The sequence below is a fragment of the Ruegeria sp. CDSA079 genome (assembly GCF_059612245.1).
Genome location: NZ_JBXWQF010000001.1, coordinates 249,944 through 265,583 on the forward strand (window position 1 = coordinate 249,944; position 15,640 = coordinate 265,583).

General features: G+C 58.7%; 16 protein-coding genes. 6 read left to right on the forward strand and 10 right to left on the reverse strand.

Features of this window, described 5'->3' with window-relative positions:
• Positions 1–3: 3 nt before the first annotated feature.
• From AC2FJZ_RS01195 to AC2FJZ_RS01210, 4 genes are all read right to left on the reverse strand, one after another.
• The gene (locus AC2FJZ_RS01195) at positions 4–1,482 is read right to left on the reverse strand and encodes an inorganic phosphate transporter (RefSeq protein ID WP_496775799.1); all 1,479 of its coding nucleotides are present in this window, start codon (positions 1,480–1,482) and stop codon (positions 4–6) included.
• Between the two features lie 89 nt (positions 1,483–1,571).
• On the reverse strand, positions 1,572–2,030 hold the full coding sequence (locus AC2FJZ_RS01200; protein WP_496775801.1) for an NUDIX hydrolase: 459 nt from the start codon (positions 2,028–2,030) through the stop codon (positions 1,572–1,574).
• Positions 2,031–2,187: 157 nt separating this feature from the next.
• Entirely contained in the window at positions 2,188–4,641 is a 2,454-nt protein-coding gene (hrpB, locus tag AC2FJZ_RS01205) for an ATP-dependent helicase HrpB (protein ID WP_496775803.1), read from the reverse strand.
• A 69-nt stretch (positions 4,642–4,710) separates the two neighbouring features.
• Positions 4,711–5,391 (reverse strand): DUF3108 domain-containing protein, encoded by a 681-nt coding sequence (locus AC2FJZ_RS01210; protein WP_496775804.1) that lies wholly within the window; start codon positions 5,389–5,391, stop codon positions 4,711–4,713.
• A gap of 88 nt (positions 5,392–5,479) precedes the next feature.
• On the opposite strand from AC2FJZ_RS01210, the gene meaB reads away from it, so the two are divergent.
• From meaB to AC2FJZ_RS01230, 4 genes are all read left to right on the forward strand, one after another.
• Positions 5,480–6,451 carry a methylmalonyl Co-A mutase-associated GTPase MeaB gene (meaB, locus tag AC2FJZ_RS01215; protein WP_496775908.1) on the forward strand — a complete coding sequence of 324 codons (972 nt, stop codon included), beginning with the start codon at positions 5,480–5,482 and terminating at the stop codon, positions 6,449–6,451.
• Positions 6,452–6,636: 185 nt separating this feature from the next.
• Positions 6,637–6,924: a 50S ribosomal protein L28 gene (gene rpmB, locus AC2FJZ_RS01220; protein WP_050603240.1), complete on the forward strand. Its 288-nt coding sequence runs from the start codon at positions 6,637–6,639 to the stop codon at positions 6,922–6,924.
• Positions 6,925–7,405: 481 nt separating this feature from the next.
• The gene (locus AC2FJZ_RS01225) at positions 7,406–7,681 is read left to right on the forward strand and encodes a hypothetical protein (protein WP_496775805.1); all 276 of its coding nucleotides are present in this window, start codon (positions 7,406–7,408) and stop codon (positions 7,679–7,681) included.
• A 40-nt stretch (positions 7,682–7,721) separates the two neighbouring features.
• Complete coding sequence (locus AC2FJZ_RS01230) at positions 7,722–8,195, forward strand: copper chaperone PCu(A)C (RefSeq protein ID WP_496775806.1); 474 nt, start codon at positions 7,722–7,724, stop codon at positions 8,193–8,195.
• A gap of 90 nt (positions 8,196–8,285) precedes the next feature.
• Here AC2FJZ_RS01230 and AC2FJZ_RS01235 read toward each other — a convergent pair whose 3' ends face one another.
• Complete coding sequence (locus AC2FJZ_RS01235) at positions 8,286–8,894, reverse strand: HdeD family acid-resistance protein (protein WP_496775807.1); 609 nt, start codon at positions 8,892–8,894, stop codon at positions 8,286–8,288.
• A 61-nt stretch (positions 8,895–8,955) separates the two neighbouring features.
• Entirely contained in the window at positions 8,956–9,654 is a 699-nt protein-coding gene (locus tag AC2FJZ_RS01240) for an NAD-dependent deacylase (RefSeq protein ID WP_496775808.1), read from the reverse strand.
• 27 nt (positions 9,655–9,681) lie between these two features.
• Here AC2FJZ_RS01240 and AC2FJZ_RS01245 point away from each other — a divergent pair, with 27 nt between their 5' ends.
• On the forward strand, positions 9,682–10,125 hold the full coding sequence (locus tag AC2FJZ_RS01245) for a low molecular weight protein-tyrosine-phosphatase (protein ID WP_496667462.1): 444 nt from the start codon (positions 9,682–9,684) through the stop codon (positions 10,123–10,125).
• Here the strand turns inward: AC2FJZ_RS01245 and AC2FJZ_RS01250 are convergent.
• The 3 genes from AC2FJZ_RS01250 to AC2FJZ_RS01260 form a co-directional block, all read right to left on the reverse strand.
• On the reverse strand, positions 10,122–11,075 hold the full coding sequence (locus tag AC2FJZ_RS01250) for a LysR family transcriptional regulator (RefSeq protein WP_050603245.1): 954 nt from the start codon (positions 11,073–11,075) through the stop codon (positions 10,122–10,124). The two genes, AC2FJZ_RS01245 and AC2FJZ_RS01250, sit on opposite strands and share 4 nt — an antisense overlap.
• A gap of 66 nt (positions 11,076–11,141) precedes the next feature.
• Positions 11,142–11,450 (reverse strand): hypothetical protein, encoded by a 309-nt coding sequence (locus AC2FJZ_RS01255; protein ID WP_496667461.1) that lies wholly within the window; start codon positions 11,448–11,450, stop codon positions 11,142–11,144.
• Entirely contained in the window at positions 11,447–12,553 is a 1,107-nt protein-coding gene (locus tag AC2FJZ_RS01260) for a Hint domain-containing protein (protein ID WP_496775810.1), read from the reverse strand. Before AC2FJZ_RS01260 ends, AC2FJZ_RS01255 begins: the two co-directional genes overlap by 4 nt.
• 161 nt (positions 12,554–12,714) lie before the next feature.
• Here AC2FJZ_RS01260 and lepA point away from each other — a divergent pair, with 161 nt between their 5' ends.
• Complete coding sequence (gene lepA, locus AC2FJZ_RS01265; protein WP_496775811.1) at positions 12,715–14,514, forward strand: translation elongation factor 4; 1,800 nt, start codon at positions 12,715–12,717, stop codon at positions 14,512–14,514.
• 90 nt (positions 14,515–14,604) lie between these two features.
• Here lepA and AC2FJZ_RS01270 read toward each other — a convergent pair whose 3' ends face one another.
• The gene (locus tag AC2FJZ_RS01270; RefSeq protein ID WP_496775812.1) at positions 14,605–15,174 is read right to left on the reverse strand and encodes a hypothetical protein; all 570 of its coding nucleotides are present in this window, start codon (positions 15,172–15,174) and stop codon (positions 14,605–14,607) included.
• Positions 15,175–15,640 lie beyond the last annotated feature (466 nt).

Here is a 15,640-nt window from a genome sequence, read left to right on the forward strand (position 1 = left end):
CCGTCAGGCGAAGGCGGTCAGCATCCAATAGATCAAGGCCGACATCGTTGCGGCAGCAGGCACGGTCACAACCCATGCTGCCACGATGGTCATGAAATGCGACCGTCGCACCAGTTTGCGGCGGCGGTATTCTTCGGGGGCCAGTTGCTGGGTAGCAATGCGCTGAAGGTTCGTCTGCTTGCGCCGACGCTCGGAATGCCATTCGCGATAGAAGCCGACGCCAAAGACCGCACCAACGGCAATATGGGTCGAGCTGACCGGCAGGCCCAGCCAACTGGCCACAATCACGGTGATCGCCGCCGACAGGGCAACGCAGAAGGCGCGCATCGGGTTCAGCTTGGTGATCTGGCTGCCCACCATCCGGATCAACTTGGGACCGAACAGGAACAGACCGAATGAGATTCCGAACGCGCCGATGATCATCACCCAAAGCGGGATTGAAACCTTCGAGGCGAAATCACCAAACTCTGCCGCGTGAACAATCGCCGCCAGTGGACCTACCGCATTGGCGACGTCATTCGCGCCATGGGCAAAGCTCAGGAACGTGGCCGATATCACAAGTGGAAGTCCAAACAGTGTCTTCAGCGACCGGGTGCGGTTCTCCAGCCCCTCGGATTTGCGTTTAACCCAGGGAACGGTCACAGACCAGGCCAGAAGCCCTGTGCCTAAACCAATCAGCAGAGCCATCTCCAGATCGATTTTCACGATCCGTTTCAGACCTTTTACGGACAGATAGGTGGCAAAGGCCCCCGCCATCACCGCCACAAGGATCGGCACCCACTTGCGTGCCGCTGCAATCTTGTCGTCCTGATACTGGATCTTGTTCTTGATCAGCGCCAGACAGCCGGCTGCAACCACGCCTCCAAGCACCGGAGAAATAACCCAACTGGCTGCAATTGCACTCATCGTGCCCCAATTCACCGCGCTCAGGCCTGCTGCTGCAATCCCGGCACCCATAACCCCACCCACGACCGAGTGCGTGGTGGACACCGGTGCGCCGACCCAGGTCGCCAGATTGACCCACATTGCCGACGAGATCAGCGCCGCCATCATGGCCCAGATGAACACATCGCTGTTCTGCACCGAGGCCGGATCGATGATCCCCTTGGAGATGGTCGAGACCACATCCCCGCCAGCCAGCAACGCGCCCGCGCTTTCGGCAATGGCGGCAATCAAAATGGCTCCGCCCATTGTCAGTGCATTCGCACCAACCGCAGGACCCATGTTGTTGGCCACGTCATTGGCGCCAATGTTGATCGCCATATAGGCCCCAAAAGCAGCCGCCGCGATGATGATATGGCCGCCGTCGGCCTGACCAAACAGAACAGCCGCAGTCAACCCCGCCAGCGCCATGAACGCCAGCGCGATCCCCGGGGCCAACAAGGGGCGCGACACGTGTATATTGGCGGTCTCGACGCGGGAAATTCGGTGCAGGTCGCTGTCAAGCGCCTGCCAACGTGGTTTTGGGTTTGAGTCAGACATCGGTTTGGTCAGAAATTTGAAGATCGCCCGCAGGTAACGGTTTCCCATTGCAGGGGCAAGCTGGGTGTCATCAAATTGTTGCGAATTCGTTACATTTGCCGCAGCAGCGCCTGTAACTCGGGTTCCTGAACGCGCGTTGCTGCTTCGGTTGGGGAAAACCAGCCGCGTTCACGCTGATCGGCTTCGGGAAAATCATCGGCCAACGCCTGTACGGGAATCCGGTAGACACTGGTCAAAACCGACAGTGCCGAACCGTCTTTGAGGATCTTGTCATAAGTGAAATGGCCGACGGGATCGTTGTGAACCGTATTCGCGCGCACTCCGGCCTCTTCCCAAGCTTCCTGCAAGGCCGTTTCCGCCCCATTCAGACCATCGATAGGCCAACCCTTGGGGATGATCCAACGTTTGGTGTCACGGCTTGTGATCAGCAGAACTTCGTCCTGACCGTCATGAATGCGGGTGCACAATGCTGCAAACTGCACCCGCTGTGGGCGCATGAACAGAGGTCGTCCAACCTCTTCCCAGAGTTTTCGCAGTGTTGAACCCATTAAGCAGCGCTTCAACCAATTTATGTCATCGGAACTGGACGGACCTAACAGTACCAATGTTGTATTTCAATGATATCTTCAGGGTTTCTTTGATTGCCAACCATCTCAGGCGGTGAATTGAAGAAAACTGTGTGTTTTGGATCCTTTTTTGACCACCTCAATCACGCCTACGTTTGGCTTTCAGTGTGGGATCAGCCTGCGTTGGGTCTTCGGGCCAGGGGTGTTTTGGATATTGCGCCCGCATATCCTTGCGAACATCCGCGTATGAGCCAGCCCAAAATCCGGGCAGATCGCGGGTGATCTGGATCGGCCTTTGGGCCGGGGACAGTAGGGTGATCTTCAGTGGCGTGCCCCCGACGACCGGGTGGCGAGATACGCCGAACAATTCCTGTAACCGGACCGAAATCTCGGGCACTGCTGCGCTATAGTCGATCGGAACCTTGCGCCCTAGTGGGGTTTCAAACGATCCCGGAGCACGCCGGTCCAGTTCTTGCGTCTGTGCCCAATCCAATCGGGCGCGCAAGGCGGGCAACAGGTCGAAGCGCTTCCAGTCCTCGGCGCTTTTGACACCCGAGAGCATCGGCAGCAACCAATCCTCCAATTCGGCCATCAGGCCGTCGGTCGAGAAATCGGGCAGGTCGGTCCCGTCCGCGCGCACCAGTTCGACCCGGGCCGCCAATCGGCCGGCAGCCCCGTCCAGTCGCAGCCCCAGATCGCGGACCCCGTCCAGCATCGCTCGCGCGACGTTTTCGTCCGGGACATCCTTCCAGATGCGATCACCCAGCGTGATCGCTCTGAACCGCTCCTGTCGTCGGGATATAACCCGGCGTTCGCGTTTAGACCACGTGCAACTGTCAGCCCAGGCGATTTGATCGGAAAACAAATCCCGGATCTCTTGTTCCGAGATCTGCGCGGCCATGCGTACCTTTGCTTCGCGTGGGTTCCCATCCGTATCAGTCACAACCAAATAAGGCGCACCCGCCAGCGTGTCGCCATTGTCCAGAACAACGCCCTTGCCGCCCGACAGCACATAGCGTGGCGCTTCCCCCTTGCGCCGTTGCCCGACACGATCGGGATAGGCGAGGGCGGCCATGGTGGCCGGGCTCAGGTGCTCGGGCCCGTCTTTGGCCCGCGCCCGCAGCCGTTTGGTCTCGGCTTTGATTCGATCCACGGCACCAATATTCACCTGCCAGACACGGTTGCGTTGGAACGCCCGCACATCCCGCAGCGCTTCTTGTCGCAGCGCGATATCGACCGGGGCGCCGCGCAAGGGGTCACGCTCGGCCATGAGGGCTGCCAATGGCGCGGCCTGTGAGCCTGCGCGCACCAGCATATGACCAAGTCGGGGATGCAGAGGCAGCGTGGCCAGGGCTCGCCCGTGTTCAGTGATCCGCCCCTTTTCGTCCAGTGCGTCCAGCATCCTTAGCAAAGCCCGTGCCTCGGCCATGGTTCCGTCGGGTGGTGGTGTCAGAAAGGTCAGATCACTGGCATCCGCGCCCCACAGCACCAGTTCCAACGCCAGTCCAGTCAGGTCTGCCGCCTCGATCTCGGCAGGCGGGTAGGAGGCCAGTGCGCCTTCCTCACCTTTTGACCACAGCCGATAGCACGCGCCTTCGGCCACGCGGCCCGCGCGGCCTGCGCGTTGCGTCGCTTCGGCCCGCGTCACGCGTTCTGTGATCAACCGCGACATGCCTGAACCCGGATCAAACCGTGCCCGCCGTGCTTGCCCCATATCTACGACCACCCGGATATCGGGGATGGTCAGAGAGGTTTCCGCAATCGACGTCGCCATCACCACTTTTCGCCCGGTCTTGGCAGAGGCAATCGCCGCGCGCTGGGCGGCAAAGGGCATTGCCCCAAAAAGCGGATGCACGGCGCATGCCTCGGGTAGCCGGGCTTTCAATGCGGCTTCAGCCCGCCGGATTTCACCTTCACCGGGTAGGAACACCAATAGGCCGCCACCTGTCGCGCGCGTTTCACGCTCGGCCTGCACCACGAGATCAACCAGTGCATCCAGACGCCGCACCTGCGGCCCCAAGGGGCGATCCAGCCAGCGCGTCTCGACCGGAAAACTACGCCCCTGTGACGTGACCAGCGGTGCCTCCATCAACCGGCCCACTGGCTCAGCATCCAGTGTGGCAGACATGGCCAGCAGTATCAGATCATCCCGCAATGCACCTGCAACCTCAAGACACAGCGCCAGCCCCAGATCGGCGTTCAGAGAGCGTTCGTGGAATTCGTCGAAAATCACCGAACTGATACCGGGCAGGTCAGGGTCGGATTGTAGCATCCGGGTCAGGATGCCTTCGGTCACTACTTCAATCCGTGTGTCCTTGGACACTTTCGCATCGCCGCGCACGCGATACCCAACCGTCTGGCCTGCGCGCTCACCCAGTGTCTCTGCCATCCGCTCTGCGGCAGCCCGTGCCGCCAGCCGCCGGGGCTCCAGCATGACGATCTTTGCGTCGCACAGACCCGCCTCGAGCATCGCCAGGGGGACCCGCGTGGTCTTGCCTGCTCCGGGCGGGGCCTGCAGCACCGCGCGCCCATGTGCGCGCAGGGCGTCCAGCAGTTCGGGAATGGCGTCTTCGATGGGTAGGCGTGTCGTCATCCGGCCCTTATCCGCCATCGCGCAGGTGGCGTCCAGTTCGCGCTATTTTCTCTGAACAACTGCGGCACCCTATATGGTCTGCGCTTCAACCCTCATAGCGCGCATGACAGAGCCAAGTGGTTCGTAGATTACCAGCACTGGAGAGCTGTTACCCCGGGACAGGTCGCTCGGTGCGTATCCTGCCAACCGTGTAAACTGGCCTCGACAGAACACACGCCCATCTGCCTCGCTACGTTGGGTTAGTGTGATTTGTGTCAGCCGTTCCCCATCAAAGATTCTTTGGCGCAGTCGGCATAACTCTGCAGGGCTTTGATGTCGCAAACCCATGAAAATCGCGGTCAGCGGGTCGACCGCCCCGCGTTGCTGCCGGTCGGTCACGGCATAAGGGCCGCGATCACCGATCTTTGGGCCACTGGCGCGCGCAACACCGCCAGAGTAAACCAGCCGAGCGCGCGAAACTCGCTGACCTGTGTCCATGTCCTCGATGTAACGCTGAGGTAAGAAACGGTTACCGTTGCGACGCCCAGAGGCCACTATCACAAAGAGGATGCGTTTTAGCGTTCCGGCCAGCCCGGTTGTGGCTAACCGAGCTGACACGGCGTACTGTGAGGCGTCGTGTTCGAGCTGAGCGACATTTCCCCGACCTTGACCCCCAGCGCACGTCGCGAGAACTGGCTTTGGCCCGTCTCTGCCCGGGCTATGCCGGGCAGGCAGATCAAGATAAAGCACTGCACGAAATGACGCAGCCATTGCATTGATCGCATTTCCTGTCTCCTCCGGTCTGGACAAACGCCCCCGGACAAAGGCAACTATTCCTGCCTTAGAGATCGGGATGAGTATGCAGATAGACAGCCTAGGTGACAGGATTTTGAAGGGCGAGCGCCGGGCGCTGGCGCGCGCGATCACTCTGGTCGAAAGCAACCGCGCCGATCATCGCGCACAGGCCAGCGAGCTATTGGCGCAGCTTGCCGGATCGGGGCGTCAGGCGCTGCGTATCGGTCTGTCGGGGACTCCCGGTGTGGGTAAATCCACCTTTATCGAAAGCTTCGGCATGATGCTGACGGGGCAGGGGCTGCGTGTGGCCGTATTGGCGGTCGATCCCAGCTCGGCCCGTTCGGGCGGCTCGATTCTGGGCGATAAAACCCGGATGGAACGTTTGAGTCGTGAAAAAAACGCTTTCATCCGGCCATCCCCCAGCCAGAGCCATCTTGGTGGCGTTGCCCGTCGCACCCGAGAGGCCATCGCCCTGTGTGAAGCAGCGGACTATGACGTGGTGCTGATCGAAACTGTCGGTGTGGGGCAGTCCGAAACGGTTGTCTCCGAACTGTCGGACCTTTTCCTGCTGCTGTTGGCCCCAGCGGGCGGGGATGAATTGCAGGGGGTGAAACGCGGTATTATGGAGATGGCCGACATCATCCTGATCAATAAGGCCGATGGCGACCTGAAGGCCACCGCCACACGCACCTGCGCGGATTATGCGGGCGCTTTGCGACTGCTGCGCAAACGCCCGCAGGACCCGGAAGGCTTCCCCAAGGCCATGACAGCATCAGCGGTTGAAGAGCACGGGCTGGAGCAGGCATGGGATGAGATGCAAACCCTGACCCAATGGCGCCGCGACCATGGTATTTGGGAGGCCAACCGCGCGGCGCAGGCGCGCTATTGGTTCGACCAAGAAGTTCGCCATGCTCTTCTTGCGCGCCTCGACACACCGCAGGCCAAAGCTGAGATGGAGCGTCTGAACACCGAAGTCTCTGCTGGACATTTGAACCCGGCCAAGGCGGCGGAAGAACTGCTCAGCGCGCTGACCTGACAGTTGGGCACGGGCGGGGATTCTACGCGCCGCGCAAAATGAAAGATTTCGCGCAGCCCGTCTTGACCCTCCCTGTGATTCCCACTACACGCATCCAACCAGTTTTCGGGCGCGACTTCGGGTTGTGCCCCTTGTGATTTGGCCGAGGGCTTTGTGCCCGGCCTCCAGAAACAAAGGAAGAAACCATGTCGCGCCGTTGCGAACTGACCGGAAAAGGCCCGATGACTGGCAACAATGTCAGCCATGCCAAAAACAGAACTCGTCGTCGTTTTCTGCCAAACCTGAACGACGTTACCCTGCAGTCCGAGACTCTGGGACGCGGTGTTAAGCTGCGCATCTCGGCCGCTGCTCTGCGTTCGGTTGATCACCGTGGTGGTCTGGACGCGTTCCTGGCCAAAGCCAAGGACGAAGAACTGTCGGCGAACGCTCTGAAAGTGAAAAAGGAAATCGCCAAGGCACAAGCCACGGCCTAAGCCTTTTTTCTTATGGATTTCAAGGCCCTGCACCTTTTGGTGCGGGGTTTTTTGTATTGTGGGTGCCTAGTGGCAATCGGCATTGTTCTCAAATTCGAAATTATTTTCCCCGATTGGTGAATTGCTTCACATACAGAGATTCGAATCTGACCTAACGTCACAATCACTCATCAGGCGGGGGCCAAATTATGACGTTAAAAAGTTTCTACCTTTTCCTGTTTCTGACTGCGGTTTTTCGCAAGACAATTTCAGCTTGTACGCGGATGCAGCGCAGGGTGAACCGGTCACACACCAGCTTCAATACAAGCAAGGTGAAAAGACCAGGAATAGACTACTGAGATCAGCTTCAAGCGCGACCCTTTGGCGCTTGAAGCTATTCTGCTGACTGACCTATACCCGGGTCAGGATGAGACCTGCCATTGTAAGACTTTTACCTGTTGTCCTATCTCTGCTCTTGGTTCTGACGGGGCAGGGCCTTGCCATGTCGCGGGGTATGGACAAGGCCGTGGGGCAGATGGTGCTGTGCACCGGCACTGGCCCTGTTGTTGTCTATATGGACGAAAGCGGTCAACCCACCGCGCCGCCACATTACTGCCCGGACTACGCACTATCATTGCTGGGTGCGATTGCCGTCGCCCATCCTGCTCTGCCCGCAGCTCCGGAACAGGCGCAGCCTGCACCGTTGAGGCATCTGGGTCACCAGATCACCCTGCCAGCATCGGGCGCTCCAGCGCGTGCGCCGCCTGTACTGGTTTGAGAACCAATCCTTTTCAAACCATATACACAGGAGAGGCACGATGTCCCTCAAAACTACTCTGCTTGCAACTCTGGCCACCGTGTCCATGGCTATCCCCGCTTTTGCCGAAGGCACCATCACAGTTGATGACGCTTATGCCCGGTCGTCGGGCAAGTCCGCCAAAGCCGGTGCGGCGTTCATGATGATCCAGAATCAGGGCGATACAGACGATCGTCTTGTTGGCGTGACGTCTGAAGCCGCTACCCGGGTCGAGCTGCACACACACAAGGTCGATGACAACGGCGTTGCCAAGATGGTGCATGTCGAAGAAGGCTTTGCCCTTCCGGCGGGTGCGACCCACATGCTGAAGCGCGGTGGCGACCACGTGATGTTCATGGGGCTGACCGCTCCGTTTGCACAGGACGCCACGGTTCCGGTAACGCTGATCTTTGAAAAGGCGGGTGAGGTTGAGATCGAAATCCCCGTTGATCTGGAGCGTCAAGACAAGGGCGGCCACGGATCACATTCCAACTAGGGCAACGCCTGTCTTCGGGCCGCGCTGCGGCTGTCATCCATGCATCAGGCCGGGTATTGCCCGGCCTGATGGCGTTTATCAGGTGTAGACCTATTTGTTGATAGTCTTCATACCGACACGGTCGCCCGCCTGACGGAAACGGGATGCCAGCCAGAACATGACGGCTGCCATGGCCAGCGCTGAAAATGCGATGCCCCATCCCAAAGCCACAAGCGCGACGGCTGGCCAGATCATCAAAACAAGCCCGACGACAAGGGCAACGAACCCTGAGACACGCATGGAGCCGCGCTGCGGGTCTCTCTCGTGCATCTGCCCGGCGGCTGCCAGCGAACCGATTCCGATGATCAGCGCCCATGCGCCCAACAGGAAAAAGGCCAGTTTGACTGTACCTTCCGGCCAGATCAGCAGGATCAGCCCGATCACAAGCGCCCCGATTGCGGCGCCGCCCAATACGCCGCGTCGCCCGACACCCAAAAGCGTCAGGCCGCCGTCAAGGACCAGCAGAACGCCGACCAGCCGCAGCAGCAATGCGATACTACCCGAGGGCCAGAACAGGGCCGCAATGCCGACAAGCCCCGCCAGAATTCCACGCAGCAGAAAAGTCCACCACAGGTCGGAAAGTTGCGCCCCCAACATGTCGCGCCCGGCCATACTGCTGTCTTCCATAATTTCACCGCTTTGGGAATCTTGTTCCGTCATGGCCCTTCCTCCAGTCGTTTCGGAGATAGTTTACACAGATTAAGCAAGCGTTGTCTGCATCTTAAGAGCGTCGCGCAAGTAGCTGGTCGACCCATCGTGGAACTGTCTGAGTGGCCTTGCCGACAACGCGCTCGTCGAACCCGGATGCGCCCAGCGTTGGTTCCAGATTGATCTCAACCGTTCGCGCGCCCGCCTCCCGTGCTTCGTGAACAAAAGCCGCTGCGGGATAGACCTGACCTGATGTTCCTATAGAAGCAAAGAGCGATGCACTGGCCAAGTGGTCATAAATCTCGTCCATGTAGTAAGGCATTTCGCCGAACCAGACCACATCGGGCCGGGCGGTGGGCTGCGCACAGGCAGGGCAGGGTTCCCCAACCGCCATCTCAGGCGGCGCGGTCCAGCGATGACCGCAGGCCGAGCATAAAGCACCGGCCAGTGTTCCGTGCATGTGAATGACGCCCCGCGCGCCGCCCGCTTCATGCAAGCTGTCCACGTTCTGGGTAACGATCATCACCTCACCGGGCCAGTCCTGTTGCAGCCGGGCCAGCGCCTTGTGGGCGGCATTGGGGTGTACACCGGCAGCCTGAACGCGGCGGGCATTGTAAAACCCGTGTACCAAGGCCAGGTTGCGGGCAAAGCCTTCGGGCGTGGCGACATCCTCGATCCGGTGCTGCGCCCACAATCCGCCCTCGTCGCGAAAAGTGCTCAGCCCACTCTCGGCGGAAATTCCGGCTCCGGTCAGAATGACGATCTTTTCCATTTCTCCTCCGCGCGGTACAGCTTGTTCATGTCACACCGTATCCTCTTTGTCTGCCTGGGCAATATCTGCCGTTCGCCCGCGGCCGAGGGCGCTTTTCGCGCCCGTGCACCGCACCACGCAACCGATAGTGCCGGAACCATGGGCTGGCATGCAGGCAACCAGCCTTATGGCCCCATGCAGGCCGCCGCAAAAGCCAGGGGCATCGACCTCAGCGACCTGCGCGCCCGGCAATTCACCGCTGCTGATTTCGAAATGTTCGATCTGATCCTGGGTATGGACGCCAACAATATCGCGGATATCGAGGGACTACGCCCCGCTGGCAACGACACACCTGTGCGCCTGCTGACGGACTTTGCCACTGACACCCAAGCCGATTGCGTGCCCGACCCTTACTACACGCGGGATTTCGATGGCGCGCTGGATCTGATCGAAACGGCAGTCGACGGTCTGGCCGCCCATTTGGAGCGTTAGCCGCCGATCACCTTCAATTGCCCGCTCAGCCATGGCAGTTTGGTCAGGGCTGGTTCAATGATCTGGTTCTGCATCAGCCGGCGGGTCATGCCCGCGACTTCCCGAGGCACCTGATCCGACCAGTCGGTGCGCGCCAGCAATGAAATCGTGCGCGAGAAATCCCCGAACGGGGCAGGGTATGCCTCTAGCCCGTCATGAAACCGCGTCGCACGCATGAAGCCCAGCGGCGTTGTGATCGCCCAGCCTAGGCCCCGCGCAACCATGGCCATCAATGCCAGATGCGATCCGATCTCGAACCGCTCTTCGAACTCCTGCGCCCCGCGCGCCATATGCGCCTCGATCTGTCGGCTGATCAGTTGTTCGCGTGCATAGCGCAGAAACGGCAGCCCCTCCTGCACAGCCTCAACCCCGCCCGAGCCTTTCGGGGCCACCAGAATGAACGGATCACGGACCAGCGGGTACTCGACCACACCCTCCAGCACCTCGCCACTATGGGCAGTGACAGCCATGTGCAGCCGCTGCTCGGCCAGGGCTTCGAACAGATCGAGGCTGGACAGGGTGATCAGCTTGAATTTGGACCGTGACAGGCTGTCAGTCAGCAGGGTGGCCAGACGGGGGGTCAGGTCATTGTCGAAATCGTCGATCAATCCGATGGACAGCGTGGTCAGGTGGCCCAGTTCCATGACCGACAGCTCGCTTTGCGCCATCTGCAATTCGGCCAGCACCGCCTCGGCCCGCGCCAGAAAGCTGCGCCCGGCCTGCGTCAGTCGCATCGGTCGACGCCCGTGATCGACCAGTTCGGTGCCCAGGGCCTTTTCCAGATTACGCAACTGCTGGCTGACCGACGGCTGGCTGAGCCCGGTGATCTCGGCCGCCTGCGCCACCGATCCCGTCCGCGCCAGCGCCTCGAACACCTCGAGACCTCGCAGGGTCAGCCCTTTCATCACCATGCGCTCCACCTTTCGCTGCGTCCTTACTGAGGCGCAGTGGGCATCAGGTCAAGGATTGTGAACGGGTTAGTTACAGATCGCCTGCGCCATCTGGCCGAAGTTCTGATAACGATCCCATAGCGCATCGTCACGCGCGGTCTGCGACATCTTCAACTCTTGCGCCTGATGGGGGTCGGAGAACCACTTGGCAACGGTCTTCTGATCGCTGCGGGTCAACGCCTGATCCGCCACGCGCTGGATGCAAGTACACCGATCCCGCGTCGCCGCCGACCGGTCCGACGCCAGACACGCCCGTTTGATCTGCGCCGCGTCTGCAACCGGCGCCACCGCCGTCAGAGACGTGGCGCAAAACGCGATAAGGAGAAACTGTTTCATACTCGAGCCTCGTTTTTGCCTGCCCGGACGGGTCTGATGCCCCTCTCGGTCTGTGCGGCAGTATGAATCAAACGGGAATTCGGATCAACGGACAAGATACTGTTGATCAAGAATGTTGCCTCTTTTCTTTTCAGTGTCAGCCTCGCGGTTTCAACGGCATATGAAACCTGATCGACCAGGCCGCGAAAGAACAGATCATCCGGGTTCTGGCGGCTGGTGGATGGTGCCAGCAGCAGACTCTCGGAAATTGCTCCGTTGGCGTTAATGGCGTTATGTGTCTCAAGCAGCAGATGATGGTAAGTTGCACTGTTCTCCTTGCACATTGTTGCAATGCCCGCATCAACAAGGCTGATAGCTGGAACAAACACTTCGTTCTCTGCGCAAAGGATTTCAGCCAAAGGGTGTGTGACCAGCATTCTGTGTTGCTGGGACACTTTCAAAGGTGCGAAATTCGATAGCGTTCCCTCGGGAATTTCGACCAATCTGAAACGACCGGCTGTAATGACAGCCTGTTCACCTGTCCAGATGACGGGTAGATAGCCATTGTCACGGGTCCAGATTTCATCACGCGGCTTCAACATTTCGATGGGCCGGTATCCGGACTTGGTTTCGATCAGTGTCCCGCGACAGTAACAAATGGGGCTGACATATGCGTTTGATGCGAAGCTGGGACCTTCCTGTGTGCTGACGACCGTCAGAGGTACTCCGGCCGGCGGAAACTGTCCGGGTCCCCCGATGAATGCGATGCCCTCAACGGTTCCATATGCCGGTGATGAGTTGTTCACGTTGAACGCAACCGCCTGCCATGTGGTTGTTCCATCAGTCAGCGTAATACCATATTCGGCTTCAACACGCGTGCCGCTGGAGAAAAGCGTGCCATCGATTGTCTGATCGCCGTTTAACCGCTGATTACCATCATTGTCGGAAAAGTTGGTGTCCGATCCAGCATCCGTGATGAAAACTTCAGTCGCAGCGCGTGAATTAATGGTAATCGTCTCACCTATAAGATGTATCCCCGTGCCCTGATTGATCCCGTCCAGACCCTGCGCCACAGAGACGGACAATTGACCTTCACCCAACACAAAGATCGAATAATCGGCCAATTCTACCCTGCTTTCTGTTATTGAAACGGCCTGATGACGCCAACATCTTAACTATTTTCCAATTTTGGGTAAATACCGCGGAAAAGAAAGGCGCTGGCGAGACCTTTTTTGCAACGCTTCAACGCTTGACGAGGCCCCAAACTCCGGACATATCCCAATCCATGACAGACCTCGCTCATATCCGCAATTTCTCCATCGTCGCGCATATCGACCATGGCAAATCCACCCTTGCTGACCGACTCATCCAAGAGACCGGAACGGTCAAGGATCGTGACATGAAGGAACAGCTGCTCGACAGCATGGATATCGAGCGCGAGCGCGGCATCACCATCAAGGCCAACACGGTCCGCATCGACTATACCGCCGACAATGGCGAGCAATACGTATTGAACCTGATCGACACCCCCGGCCACGTGGACTTCGCCTATGAGGTCAGCCGCTCCATGCGCGCGGTTGAGGGCTCTCTGCTGGTCGTGGACTCCACCCAAGGGGTCGAGGCGCAGACGCTGGCGAATGTCTATCAGGCCATCGACGCCGATCATGAGATCGTGCCGGTGCTCAACAAGATCGACTTGCCCGCGTCCGACTGTGACCGCGTGGCCGAACAAATCGAGGATGTGATCGGCATCGACGCGACCGACGCCATTCAGGTCAGCGCCAAGACGGGGCAGGGCATCCACGAAACGCTGGAATCCATTGTGACCCATCTGCCCGCCCCCAAAGGCACTCTGGATGCGCCGCTCAAGGCGATGTTGGTGGATTCGTGGTACGACGCCTATCTCGGCGTGATCGTTCTGGTCCGCATCATGGACGGTACGCTGAAAAAGGGCATGCGGGTCAAGTTCATGTCGAACAACACCCTGCACCATGTCGATCGCGTCGGCGTTTTCCGGCCTGAGATGGAGATGGTCGACAGCCTCGGCCCCGGTGAGATCGGCTTCCTGACAGCCTCGATCAAACAGGTCCGCGACACCCGTGTGGGCGACACGATCACCAATGACCGCAACGGGACCGAAATCGCGCTGGACGGTTTCAAACCCGCACAGCCGGTGGTGTTCTGTGGTCTGTTCCCCGTGGACTCCGCCGAATTCGAAGACCTGCGCGACGCGATCGACAAGCTGGCGCTGAACGACGCCAGCTTTAGCTTTGAAATGGAAACCTCTGCCGCGCTGGGCTTTGGCTTCCGCTGCGGTTTCCTTGGCCTGCTGCACCTTGAGGTCATCCGCGACCGCATCGAACGCGAATATGATATCGAGCTCATCACCACCGCGCCGTCGGTGATCTATCACGTCTACATGAAAGACGGCGAAATGATCGAGCTGCACAACCCCGCCGACATGCCCGACCCGTCCAAGGTCGACCATATCGAGGAACCGCGCATCAAGGCGACCATTCTGGTGCCCGACGAATTCCTCGGCGACGTGCTGAAACTGTGTCAGGACCGCCGCGGCATCCAGATGGACCTGACCTATGCGGGCAGCCGCGCCATGGTCGTCTATGACCTGCCGCTGAACGAGGTCGTCTTTGACTTCTACGACCGCCTGAAATCAGTGACCAAGGGCTATGCCTCGTTTGATTATCAGATGACCGGCTATACCGAGGACGCGCTGGTCAAGATGTCGGTGCTGGTGAATGACGAGCCCGTAGATGCGCTGTCGACCATGGTTCATCGCGACCGGGCCGAGATGCGGGGCCGGGCGATGTGCGAAAAGCTCAAGGACCTGATCCCGCGCCACATGTTCAAAATCCCGATCCAGGCCGCCATCGGAGGCAAGGTCATCGCGCGCGAGACCCTGTCCGCCTTACGCAAGGACGTGACCGCGAAATGCTACGGCGGCGACGCCACGCGGAAACGCAAGCTGCTGGACAAGCAGAAGGCGGGTAAGAAGAAAATGCGCCAGTTCGGGAAGGTCGATATCCCGCAGGAGGCGTTTATCAGCGCCTTAAAAATGGACAGCTGAAGGTTGTCGATTTTTACGGCGGGTGGGCGAAAGCGGTTGGCGCAGCCAACTGCGTGCCCACACGGTGGAGCGTGAGAGCGACCGAGTTTCCTAATTAGGGTGCTCTACTATCGGCACGATCGCTCGATGCACTCTAATTGGCAAATCTTCTTGGATACGGCCAACCATCCCAAGAACGATGAGGTAGATTCGATCTGCGTCTGCTAGTACTTCGTCAATACTTTCTTTTGTCACGGCACTTGTTGAACGTTTGAAGATAGGATCCTTTCTCGAGCCAGTGTTCGTCACATAGTCGACACGAAGGAAACCGTTCAGCGATCCGAAAAAAGCGCCATGTGCGGCCATATGTCGGTTACCAACAAACCTTGCTATCCAATCTGATAACGCTGACAAGTCTTCATCGAATCCGAAGTTTTTGGCGAGTTCGCTAGACTTTTTCAATTCTCTGACGAGTTCTTTTGTAGGGAGCTTTCGAACTTGGCAGTACCGATCAAACCAGTCTTTGTTTTCTGGCTTCAATCCTTCAAGGCAAACAATCAGCGCACTTACCCAAAGTTCTATGTGAGCGCAGGTTTGTAGATAGAGCCCCAGGCAATAAGCGAACTCTTTTGGAAGCAATCCTTCCATAGCCGTGCCTTTGTAAGGAAATTGTTCACTCATGTATTTGCTCAAACAGGTTCTGTCTCAATCAGCTGATTGAGCGCGAAAAAAATAGCTGCAGCAAGAGCTTATTTCCATTTTTTGCTTTGTGCCGCAGTCAAATCAACCCACCCGCCCGGCGCCGACGCCGGGCCGCGTCATGCTGAAAGCATGCCTCCGGCATGACCCGCCCGTCGATCCAGAGGTTCGCCTGCGGCGAAACAAACCAAAGGTTTGCCTCCGGCAAAACGGGTGGCGCGTTTGCGCCTCCCCTCGGGTCGGCGCGGCCCTCAGTTCTAATAATCCAACGTCGCTATCTGTGATGTATGTTTGCAATTTTTAAGAGAATATCAAAATGATACTTTTGGTGGCGCTCTGACCTGTTAACCTTTGTTAACGTATTGATTTACGAGTAAAACTGGAGTTTCAAATGCGTCATTTAGTTCTATTGGCAATCATCACTACATTTACCGCAACGACGGCTTTC

Coding starts and splice junctions, on each gene's coding strand:
- AC2FJZ_RS01230 (WP_496775806.1), top strand. CDS start 7,722: ATGTCCCTCAAAACTACTCTGCTTGCAACTCTGGCCACCGTGTCCATG.
- AC2FJZ_RS01200 (WP_496775801.1), bottom strand. CDS start 2,030: ATGGGTTCAACACTGCGAAAACTCTGGGAAGAGGTTGGACGACCTCTG.
- hrpB (WP_496775803.1), bottom strand. CDS start 4,641: ATGACGACACGCCTACCCATCGAAGACGCCATTCCCGAACTGCTGGAC.
- lepA (WP_496775811.1), top strand. CDS start 12,715: ATGACAGACCTCGCTCATATCCGCAATTTCTCCATCGTCGCGCATATC.
- AC2FJZ_RS01250 (WP_050603245.1), bottom strand. CDS start 11,075: ATGGTGATGAAAGGGCTGACCCTGCGAGGTCTCGAGGTGTTCGAGGCG.
- AC2FJZ_RS01195 (WP_496775799.1), bottom strand. CDS start 1,482: ATGTCTGACTCAAACCCAAAACCACGTTGGCAGGCGCTTGACAGCGAC.
- AC2FJZ_RS01210 (WP_496775804.1), bottom strand. CDS start 5,391: ATGGCTGCGTCATTTCGTGCAGTGCTTTATCTTGATCTGCCTGCCCGG.
- AC2FJZ_RS01240 (WP_496775808.1), bottom strand. CDS start 9,654: ATGGAAAAGATCGTCATTCTGACCGGAGCCGGAATTTCCGCCGAGAGT.
- meaB (WP_496775908.1), top strand. CDS start 5,480: ATGCAGATAGACAGCCTAGGTGACAGGATTTTGAAGGGCGAGCGCCGG.
- AC2FJZ_RS01255 (WP_496667461.1), bottom strand. CDS start 11,450: ATGAAACAGTTTCTCCTTATCGCGTTTTGCGCCACGTCTCTGACGGCG.
- AC2FJZ_RS01245 (WP_496667462.1), top strand. CDS start 9,682: ATGTCACACCGTATCCTCTTTGTCTGCCTGGGCAATATCTGCCGTTCG.
- rpmB (WP_050603240.1), top strand. CDS start 6,637: ATGTCGCGCCGTTGCGAACTGACCGGAAAAGGCCCGATGACTGGCAAC.
- AC2FJZ_RS01235 (WP_496775807.1), bottom strand. CDS start 8,894: ATGACGGAACAAGATTCCCAAAGCGGTGAAATTATGGAAGACAGCAGT.
- AC2FJZ_RS01270 (WP_496775812.1), bottom strand. CDS start 15,174: ATGAGTGAACAATTTCCTTACAAAGGCACGGCTATGGAAGGATTGCTT.
- AC2FJZ_RS01225 (WP_496775805.1), top strand. CDS start 7,406: ATGTCGCGGGGTATGGACAAGGCCGTGGGGCAGATGGTGCTGTGCACC.